Source organism: Mycobacterium sp. (genome assembly GCF_032162105.1).
GTDB lineage: Bacteria > Actinomycetota > Actinomycetes > Mycobacteriales > Mycobacteriaceae > Mycobacterium.
The window spans coordinates 1-9310 of sequence record NZ_JAVRPS010000067.1 but is presented as its reverse complement, the minus strand read 5'-3'; the positions used below and the strand labels follow the sequence as shown (position 1 = coordinate 9310).

Annotated in this window: 11 protein-coding genes; 3 read left to right on the top strand and 8 right to left on the bottom strand. The window is 66.4% G+C overall.

All coding sequences use genetic code 11. The features are described from left to right. The 8 genes from QOC69_RS03380 to QOC69_RS03345 form a co-directional block, all read right to left on the bottom strand. Positions 1–414 (bottom strand): aldehyde dehydrogenase family protein (locus QOC69_RS03380; RefSeq protein WP_526436348.1); only part of this gene is annotated, 414 nt, incomplete at its 3' end. A gap of 171 nt (positions 415–585) precedes the next feature. Further along, the gene (rfbC, locus tag QOC69_RS03375) at positions 586–1197 is read right to left on the bottom strand and encodes a dTDP-4-dehydrorhamnose 3,5-epimerase (protein WP_526436346.1); all 612 of its coding nucleotides are present in this window, start codon (positions 1195–1197) and stop codon (positions 586–588) included. Continuing rightward, entirely contained in the window at positions 1194–2189 is a 996-nt protein-coding gene (rfbB, locus tag QOC69_RS03370; RefSeq protein ID WP_526436344.1) for a dTDP-glucose 4,6-dehydratase, read from the bottom strand. Before rfbB ends, rfbC begins: the two co-directional genes overlap by 4 nt. Positions 2190–2214: 25 nt before the next feature. Continuing rightward, on the bottom strand, positions 2215–3048 hold the full coding sequence (locus QOC69_RS03365) for an LLM class F420-dependent oxidoreductase (RefSeq protein ID WP_526436342.1): 834 nt from the start codon (positions 3046–3048) through the stop codon (positions 2215–2217). Then, entirely contained in the window at positions 3045–3902 is an 858-nt protein-coding gene (locus tag QOC69_RS03360) for an LLM class F420-dependent oxidoreductase (protein WP_526436340.1), read from the bottom strand. Before QOC69_RS03360 ends, QOC69_RS03365 begins: the two co-directional genes overlap by 4 nt. A 43-nt stretch (positions 3903–3945) precedes the next feature. Then, on the bottom strand, positions 3946–4776 hold the full coding sequence (locus QOC69_RS03355) for an LLM class F420-dependent oxidoreductase (protein WP_526436338.1): 831 nt from the start codon (positions 4774–4776) through the stop codon (positions 3946–3948). A 72-nt stretch (positions 4777–4848) separates the two neighbouring features. Then, entirely contained in the window at positions 4849–6315 is a 1467-nt protein-coding gene (locus QOC69_RS03350; RefSeq protein WP_526436336.1) for an ATP-binding protein, read from the bottom strand. A 14-nt stretch (positions 6316–6329) separates the two neighbouring features. Next, on the bottom strand, positions 6330–8027 hold the full coding sequence (locus tag QOC69_RS03345) for an FAD-dependent oxidoreductase (RefSeq protein ID WP_526436334.1): 1698 nt from the start codon (positions 8025–8027) through the stop codon (positions 6330–6332). Between the two features lie 556 nt (positions 8028–8583). Between QOC69_RS03345 and infA the strand changes: the two genes are divergently transcribed. The 3 genes from infA to rpsM all read left to right on the top strand — a co-directional run. Then, positions 8584–8805, top strand: coding sequence for a translation initiation factor IF-1 (infA, locus tag QOC69_RS03340; RefSeq protein WP_003418601.1), 222 nt, complete (start codon positions 8584–8586; stop codon positions 8803–8805). An 86-nt stretch (positions 8806–8891) separates the two neighbouring features. After that, positions 8892–9005: a 50S ribosomal protein L36 gene (gene rpmJ, locus QOC69_RS03335; protein ID WP_079925868.1), complete on the top strand. Its 114-nt coding sequence runs from the start codon at positions 8892–8894 to the stop codon at positions 9003–9005. Between the two features lie 147 nt (positions 9006–9152). Continuing rightward, on the top strand, positions 9153–9310 hold a 158-nt coding region (rpsM, locus tag QOC69_RS03330; protein WP_526436350.1), incomplete at its 3' end, for a 30S ribosomal protein S13.

Genomic DNA, 9310 nt, shown 5'->3' with positions numbered 1-9310 from the left:
GCGCAGAGAGTAGACGTCGATACCGCCGCCCGCGCCCTCGGTGTACTCGCCCTTGAGCAGGTGCGGGATGCCGATGGCGAACTCGATGACCTCGATGCCGCGCTGGATGTCGCCGCGGGAATCGGCGACGGTCTTGCCGTGCTCGAGGGAGAGCAATTCGGCGAGTTCGTCGATGTTCTGGTTGACCAGGTCGACGAACCGCATCATCACCCTGGCGCGGCGCTGGGGGTTGAACGCCGCCCAGTCCTTCTGCGCCTCGACCGAGGAGGCGACGGCGGCATCGACGTCAGCCGCCGAGGCCATCGCGACCTGCGCTTGGACCTTGCCGGTGCTGGGATTGAGGACGTCGGCGGTGCGGGTGGACGTCCCGGCCGTGCGCGCACCGCCGATGAAGTGGGGAATCTGTGTGGTCATGACCTGCCCTTTGAGAACGACCTGCAACGAATACTAGGATATCCTAGTATTCTTGTGAGACGCTGGCAAGTGGCAGAGCTCACCGCCCGAAACTGCTGACGGATCGCGATTCCTCGGGATCTGTGCGCAGTCTCGGCGGCGTGGGGTTTGAGGGCTGGGATGCGGCTGAAGTCAGTCCGCGGGGTGCGGCAGGCGTAGCCCGTCCACGAACGCCCGGGCGTCATCCCACGTCGGCAGCACGCCGGCCGCCTGAACCTCGGCCAGCGTCGGCGCGGCGGCGTCGCGTTCGGACAGCGTCGGGTCGGCGACGGGCCAGTCGATCCCGATGGCCGGATCGGTCGGGCAGATGGTGTGCTCGCGGTCGGGGGCATAGCCCGCCGAGCACAGGTAGGACACGGTCGAATCGTCCTGCAGCGCAACGAAGCCGTGGCCGAGACCCTCTGAGATGTAGATCGACCTGTGGTCCCGGTCGTCGAGCAGCACCGAGTCCCAGTGCCCGAACGTCGGCGAGCCGACCCGGATGTCGACGACGACGTCCAACACCGCACCGCGCAGACACGTCACGTACTTGGCCTGACTCGGCGGCAGCTGGGCGAAGTGCAGGCCGCGCAGCACGCCCGCGGCCGACACCGACGTGTTGGCCTGGCGAAGGTCAAGGCGATGCCCGGTCATGGCGGTGAACTCGCGATCGGAGAACCATTCGAAGAACACGCCACGCTCGTCCCCGTGCACCGTCGGGGTGATCTCCCACGCACCCGGCACGGAGAGCTCGCGGAACGTCACTGTCCCCGCTCCTGGTAGACCGCCTCGGCCCCGTCCTTCAACGGTCGCCACCAGGATTCGTTGGCCCGGTACCAGTCGATGGTGTCCCGCAGTCCCGCCTCGAAGTCGGTACGCTCTGGGGCCCAACCCAATTCGTCGCGCAACGCCGACGGGTCGATCGCGTAGCGGACGTCGTGGCCCGCGCGGTCGGGGACGAAGTCGAAGTCGTCGGGGTCGTGGTCCATCGATCGCAGCACCGCACGCATCACCGAAAGGTTGTCGCGTTCACCGTCGGCCCCGATCAGATACGTCCGGCCGATCGCGCCGTCGGCGACGATCCGCCACACCGCGCGGTTGTGGTCGTCGACGTGGATCCAGTCGCGCACGTTGGCGCCGGTGCCATATAGCTTGGGCCGCCGGCCGGTGAGCACGTTCGTGATCTGGCGTGGGATGAACTTCTCCACGTGCTGATACGGCCCGTAGTTGTTGGAGCAGTTCGAGATGGTCGCCCGCACGCCGTACGACCGCACCCAGGAACGCACCAGCATGTCGGCGGCGGCCTTGGTCGACGAGTACGGACTCGACGGGTTGTAGGGCGTGCCCTCGGTGAAGCGGCGTGGATCGTGCAGCTCCAGATCGCCGTACACCTCGTCGGTCGACACGTGGTGCAGCCGAATCCCGTGCTGGCGCACGGCTTCCAGAATCGTGAACGTGCCGATCACATTGGTGCGGACGAACGGCTCCGGATCGGCCAGTGCGTTGTCGACGTGTGTCTCGGCGGCGAAGTGCACGACGGCGTCCGACTCGGCGACGAGCTTGCCGATCAGTTCGGTGTCGGTGACGTCGCCGCGGACCAGTTCCACGTCGTTCTGCAACGGTGCCAGCGACTCCTGGCTGCCCGCGTAGGTCATGGCATCGACCACCGTCACCGCGACCTCCGGGTGCTCGCGCACAGTCGCGTGGACGAAGTTGGCACCGATGAAACCGGCGCCGCCGGTGACCAGCATTCGCATGATCAAACCCTAGCGGGCGGCGGCACTAACCTCCGGCCGACAGTCCCAGCGGGCCGGCCAGCTCGGCGAGGGTCGGCAGCAGATTCGCCGGGTCGGGCGAGAGAACCGCCACGTGATCGGCCCCGGCGCCCAGGTGTTCGTTCACCCGTTTGGCGACGGCTTCCGCGGTGCCGTGGGCCAGCAGGGCGTCGATCAACCGATCGCTGCCTGGCGGTGCCAGATCGTCGTCGGTGAAGCCGAGTCGCCGCCAACTGCTGGCGTAGTTGATCGTGCCGAGGTAGTTGCCGATGATCTGCCGTCCGACGGTGCGGGATGCGTCCGGGTCGGGGTTGATCGACGCCAGCAGCGACGGCGCCAGCAGGCTTTCGCTGCCGAGCGTCTTACGCGCCAGCGCGGTGTGCTCGGGGGTGGTCATCGCGGGGTGAGCCCCGGCGCTGCGCCGGGCGGCCAATTCGAGCATCCTGGGTCCCAGCGCCGCGAGCACCCGGCGGTGGGCGGGCACCCCGGCGGCATAGAGCTCGTCCAGGTAGTCGACCAGTACGTCGTAGGGCTTGTGGTACTCGCCGGTGTGCTCCGGATGCCCGACGCCGATGCCCAGCAGGAAACGACCGGGGAAGGCCGTCTCGATGCGATGAAACGATTCGGCGACCTCCTTGGCGGGTGCCGACCAGACGTTCACGATGCCGGTCGCGACCTGCAGGGTGGTGGTCTGGCCAAGGAGCGGTTCGACGAACGCGAGCTTCGCGGCCGGTGATCCGTTGACCCACAGCGTGCCGTAGCCAAGCCGTTCGACTTCGCGCGCCTGCTCACCGGTGACGGTGTCGCCGACCGAGACCCCGACCCGCCCGAGCTGTGTCACGACTTCGGTGTCAGGCCCAGTGGACCGGCCAGATCGGCCAGCGTCGGTACCAGGGCGTCCTTGCCGCCGAGCACCTGGATCGTGACGTGATCGGCGCCGGCGTCGAGGTGCTCGGTCAGGCGCGCGGCGATCGCGTCGGGAGTGCCGTGCGCGACCACGGCGTCGATCAGCTTGTCACTGCCCGGCTTGGCGATGTCGGCGTCGGTGAAGCCGAGCCGCTTCCAGCTGTTCAGGTAGTTGCTCAGGTTCAGGTAGAAGCCCACCGTCTCGCGGCCGATCGCGCGGGCCTGCTCTGCGTCCCTGGCCAGTACCACCTTGTGCTCCGGCGCCAGGAACACCGTGTTGCCGATCAGAGCGTGGGCCTGGGCGGTGTGCTCGGGCGTGGTCAGGTACGGGTGTGCGCCCGCGCTGCGCGTGGCGGCGAGCTCGAGCACCTTGGGCCCCAGCGCCGCAACGACCCGTCGGCTGGTCGGCACCTTGGCTGCGTCCAGCGCGTCCAGGTACTCCACCAGTACGTCGTAGGGCTTGCGGTATTCGTCGGTGTTCTCCGGGTGCCCGATGCCGATGCCCAGCAGGAACCGGCCCGGGTAGGCGCCTTCGATGCGGTGATAGGACTCCGCGACCTGATCGGCGGGCGCCGTCCACACGTTGACGATCCCGGTGGCCACCTGCAGCGTCTCGGTCTTCTCGAGGATGGGCTCGACGAATGCCAGGTCACCTTTGGGCGACCCGCCGACCCAGAGGGCGCCGTAGCCCAACTTCTCGATCTCGACCGCCTGCTCCAGTGTGGGAGCGCCGAGCGTCCACACGCCGAATCGGCCGAGGTCGGGCTTGAGGGTTACTGCGTCGGTCATATCGGGTCCCCTGTGGTTTTGGTCGGCGTGGGTTGAGGTCAGCTCAGCGCAGGCCCAGCGGCCCTGCGAGTTCGGCGAGCGCAGGCACCAGCTTGTCAGTAGACGTCAACACCTGAACGGGCACGTGGTCGGCGCCCGCGGCGAGATGTTCGTTGAGTCGCGCGGCGATGGCATCGACGGTGCCGTAGGCGACGACGGCGTCGATGAAGCGGTCGCTGCCGGGCTTGGCCAGGTCCTCGTCGGTGAACCCGAGCCGCTTGAAGTTGTTGAGGTAGTTGGCCAGGCCGAGGTACAGGTCGAGCGCCTTGCGGCCGACGGCCCGCGCCTGGTCGGCATCGGTGGTGAGCACCACCTTGTGCTCGGGGGCGATGAACGCATCCGGTCCGATGAGCTCGCGCGCCTGCGCGGTGTGCTCGGGCGTGGTCAGGTACGGGTGCGCGCCTGCGCTGCGTCGGGCGGACAGCTTGAGCACCTGCGGGCCCAGCGCGGCGACGACCCGGCGGTCCTTGGGCACGCCGTACTCGTCGAGCTTGTCGAGGTACTCGGTGAGCGCGTCGTAGGGCTTCTTGTATTCGGTGAGCGCCTCGGGATGGCCGACGCCGATGCCGAGCAGGAACCGGTTGGGATACGCCTTGTCGATGCGGTGGAAGGACACCGCGACGGGTCCGGCCGCCGCGGTCCAGATGTTGACGATGCCGGTGGCCACCTGCAGCGTGTCGGTGGCCTCGAGAATGGGCTCCACCCAGTCGAGTTCGGCGGGTGGCGATCCGCCGACCCAGATGGCGCCGTAGCCCAGCGCTTCGATTTCCTTGGCTTGCTCGGGGGTCGCGCCGCGACCGAACACGCCAAACTTGCCGAGATTGGGTTTCGTCATGGTTGGGTCAACCCGCCGCGTCGTCGCGCGTATTCCGTTTCGATCGGGCTGATCTCAAACCACGTCGCGAAACTACTCGGTGACGATGGCTTCCTCAGGGGGCCCGGGAGCGACCAACGGCAACACGATGATGAAACGGGTGTCACCGGGTTTGGATTCCACCCGAAGGGTGCCGTGATGCTTTTCCACGATGATCCGCCAGGCCAGGTCCAGGCCCAGTCCGGTGCCCTCGCCGAACGGCTTGGTGGTGAAGAACGGGGTGAAGATGCGCTCGATCAGCTCTTCGGGCACACCTGGACCGTCGTCGCAGATCTGGACCTCGATCGAGTCGTCCCCGGCGTGGGAGGTGCGCAGGGTCAGGTTGCCGTGGCCCTTCATGGCCTGTAGCGCATTGTCGATGATGTTCGTGAATACCTGGTTGAGATCGCCTGGGTAGCAGAGTAATTCGGGGAGCGACGTGTCCAGTTCCTTGCAGAGGGTGACCGGTTTGTCCTTGCCGACCTTGTCGCCGAACATCATCACGGTGCTGCGCAGGAGGTCGTGGACGTTGGCGCTCTGATAGGGCGCGCGGTCCATCTGCGAGTACTGCTTGGCGCCCGCCAGCAGCGCCGAGATCCGGTCGCTGGCCTCCGCGATCTGATTCATCAACAGCTCGGTCTCGATGGTGTACTTCAGCCAGCCGATGGCACCCTGCAGCGACGCCGACGCGTCCACCACGTCGACGGACGCCGAGACCCGCTCCAGCCAGTCGATGTCGAGGCCGGCCTCGACGAACGTCGACGGGTAGTCCCACGCCCCTGAAATGCCGTGGTCCTCGAGCCAGTCGCCGAGCTGATCCTCGCGGTCGGAGGCCTCGAGCGCGCTGATTTCCTGCGACTTGGACTTGGCCACCTGCTCAGCCACCTCGTCCTGGACGCTGACCAGAACTCGCAGCGCCTCGGGGCTGAACTTGCCGTCGGCCAGCATGGCCAGCTTGTGGCGCATCTTGCCGACGCGGTCGCGGAGGTCTGCGACGGCGCGGGCGTTAGCGCCCGCCGGGTTGTTCAGCTGGTGTGTCAGGCCCGCGGTGATGGTGCCAAGGGCGAGCAGCTTCTCCCGCTGGTCGATGATCTTGCGGGTGCGCATGCCGCCGACCTTGTGCCCCTCGAGCAGGTGCACGGCCATCGGGAACTCGGTCTGGACGAATCGGCCGAAGGCGTCGGCATCGAGCACGAAGAACTTCGACGGCTTGGTCACCCGAACCGAGGCCTCGTACTGATGCTCTTCGTTGGGGTCGAAGGCCGACCATGCGCCGCAGTACACCCCCCTCTGGGAGGTCCGGTTGGTTTCGATGTCGTCGCCGCCCGAGCGCTTCGACATCACCAGTTCGCCCTCGATCAACACGTAGAAGCACGTCGCGGGCTCACCCTCGATGCAGATGGGGCCCGGCTCGTACGTGGCGATGTGGCCGTTCTCGCACAGCGTCGCGAGTTGTTCGTCGGACAGCGACTCGAACAGGAACAGGGTTCGCAGTTCGTCCGGCAGACACTTCTCACCCATGACGGGGTTTCCTCCTAAGCCTCGGCCAGGTAGCGATGCACCAGCATCACGGCCATCGAACCTTCGCCGACGGCCGCCGCAACACGCTTCGCGGACTCGGCGCGCACATCCCCTGCAACAAACACACCGGGCACACTTGTTTCCAAATGGTGCGGCGGTCTGTCCAGAGTCCAGCCGCAGACGTCCTTCAGGTCGGGTCCGGTGAGGATGAAGCCGTGGTCGTCGCGGGCGACGACGCCGTCGAGCCATTCGGTGCGCGGTGTCGCCCCGATGAAGCAGCACAGCCGCCCGCAGTCGACTCTCTCGCGCACCCCGGTCTGCCTGTTCTGCAGCCAGAGACCCGACAGGTGACCGTCTTCACCACACGTGTCGACCACTTCGGTGCAGGTCCGGACCTGAATCTTGGGGTTGTTCTCGATCTGCTGGATCAGGTAGTAGGACATCGAGGCCTCCAGTGACGGTCCGCGTACCAGCAGCGTCACCGACTTCGCCTCCTTCGACATGAACATCGCCGCCTGGCCCGCCGAGTTGGCGCCGCCCACGATGTAGACGTCTTCGTCCCTGCACTCCGAGGCCTGCGACACCGATGCGCCGTAGTAGACGCCGGCACCGACGTAATTGCACCCGTCGGGGTCGTCGGGGTTGTTCCAACAACCGGTGACCCGCAGCTGCTGGTACTCGACCCCGGTGGCCAGGATCACGGCCTGCGCGCCGATCGTGCTGCCGTCCTCGAATTGAATCTTGCGTGCCGATCCGCCGACCTCGAGACCGATGGCCTGCCTGGTGGTGATCACTTCCGCGCCGAACCGCTCGGCCTGCCTGCGCGCCGACGTGGTCAGCTCGGCGCCCGAGACGCCGGTGGGGAAGCCGAGGTAGTTCTCGATCCGCGAGCTGCGCCCGGCCTGCCCGCCCGTCGTGGTGCGTTCGATGAGCACGGTCCCGAGTCCCTCGGAGGCTCCGTAGACCGCGGCGGCAAGGCCCGCGGGCCCACCGCCGATGACCACGAGGTCGTACATCGGCAGCGACGGCTCGGTGGACAGACCGAGCATGGCGGCGAGTTCACCGTTGGTCGGATCGACGAGCGTCTCGCCGCCCTCGGTGATGACGACGGGCAGCTGGTGTCCGTCCAGGTTCGCGGCGTCGAGCAGTTGCCTGCCCTTTGGCTCGTCGGAGTTGAAGGGCCGGAACGTGTGCTGGTTGCGGGCCAGGAACTGGCGCACCTCCCACGACCGTGGGTTCCAGCGGTGGCCGATCACCTTGGTGTGCGGGATCGCACGGTCGCCGACGGCCCGCCATGCCTCGAGCAGTCCGTCGATGACGGGGTAGAGCTTCTCCTCCGGCGGATCCCACGGCTTGAGCAAGTAGTGATCCAGGTCGACGACGTTGATCGCGTCGATCGCGGCATGAGTGTCGGCGTATGCGGTCAGCAGCACCCGGCGGGCCAGCGGGTACAGGTCCATCGCCGCTTCGAGGAACTCGATGCCGCTCATCTGCGGCATCCGGTAGTCGGCGACGAACACCGCTACGGTGTCGCCGCGCAGCTTCAGCTCGTTGAGCGCTTCCAGCGCGTCCTGCCCGGACTCGGCGCGAACGATTCGGTAGTTCTCGCCGTAGTGTCGACGAAGGTCACGTGCGACCGCGCGAGAGACGGCGGGGTCGTCGTCGACGGTGAGGATCACGGGCTTGCGGGGCTGGGGATCAGGTCCAGTCATCACTACTAAGTATGCGCTGGTTGTCCACCGCATATCGGGTCACCCGTAGCGCTCTGAGCGAACGGCCTAGATCTCCGTCGCCGACGCGACGTGGAGGAACTCGCCGTCGACACCGATGATGTAGAGACGGGTGGAGGCGGGGCAACTGCGCGAGGGCGTCGCTCATGGCGGGCAGGCGCACGCGGCTGCCGTCGCGATCCTTGAACAACACCTCACCGACATAGTCAGCGGAGATACGGGCGTCACGCCGCTGACAGGCCGATGATGGTGGTCGCGACGAAGAGCGCCGTCACGGGTCCTCCGGTTCGATTACGCTGTGACACGAGAATGCCAGTCGCTGAGCTGGGCGTTCGGCGATTTTGGGCATCGCCGCCGAGCGGGTAGTATTGACCAACGGTGCGGTTTCCGTGCCGGCTTCTCGCGTGCCCTGTCCTGGAAATACTGGAATTTGTAAATCCGGCCTCACGTTTTCAAGTCGGATCGAAGGCTGCGCTGAATGGGCGTAGTCGATACGAAACGTCGATACGAAACGAAAAGCTAAGGATCGCCAGACAGTATGGCCAAGAAAGACGGTGCCATCGAGGTCGAGGGTCGCGTGGTCGAGCCCCTGCCCAATGCGATGTTCCGCATTGAGTTGGAGAACGGCCACAAGGTTCTCGCCCACATCAGCGGGAAGATGCGGCAGCACTACATCCGCATCCTGCCCGAGGACCGTGTCGTCGTGGAGCTCTCCCCGTACGACCTGTCCCGGGGCCGCATCGTGTACCGGTACAAGTAACCACGCGTCCGAACACAACCACACCAACGAGACCAGAGACGAGCGCTTGCGCGAGTCTCCGAGAAACCTAGAAGGATCGAACAGCCGTGAAGGTGAACCCGAGCGTCAAGCCGATCTGCGACAAGTGCAGGGTGATCCGTCGGCATCGGCGGGTCATGGTGATCTGCTCCGATCCGCGGCACAAGCAGCGTCAGGGCTAGACGAGCACGTCCACAACTGAATGCAGACCTCCCAGTACCACTGAGTGGATAGGCCGCTCAACACGTCCGGCACGGAGGCCGGACCCCGCTAGCAGGCGGGAACGGACTGGGAACAGACCTCCGCAAACTAGAAGGAAACACTGCCTGATGGCACGTCTCATGGGCGTCGACCTCCCGCGCGATAAGCGCATGGAGATCGCGCTGACCTATATCTACGGCATCGGCCGTACCCGCTCCCAGGAAATCCTGGCGGCGACGAGCATCGACCGCGACCTGCGCACCAAGGATCTCAGCGACGATCAGGT

Excerpts from the sequence above, each read along its gene's own strand:
- QOC69_RS03355 (WP_526436338.1), bottom strand. The coding sequence starts at position 4,776 with ATGACGAAACCCAATCTCGGCAAGTTTGGCGTGTTCGGTCGCGGCGCG.
- QOC69_RS03360 (WP_526436340.1), bottom strand. The coding sequence starts at position 3,902 with ATGACCGACGCAGTAACCCTCAAGCCCGACCTCGGCCGATTCGGCGTG.
- rfbB (WP_526436344.1), bottom strand. The coding sequence starts at position 2,189 with ATGCGAATGCTGGTCACCGGCGGCGCCGGTTTCATCGGTGCCAACTTC.
- infA (WP_003418601.1), top strand. The coding sequence starts at position 8,584 with ATGGCCAAGAAAGACGGTGCCATCGAGGTCGAGGGTCGCGTGGTCGAG.
- QOC69_RS03345 (WP_526436334.1), bottom strand. The coding sequence starts at position 8,027 with ATGACTGGACCTGATCCCCAGCCCCGCAAGCCCGTGATCCTCACCGTC.
- QOC69_RS03350 (WP_526436336.1), bottom strand. The coding sequence starts at position 6,315 with ATGGGTGAGAAGTGTCTGCCGGACGAACTGCGAACCCTGTTCCTGTTC.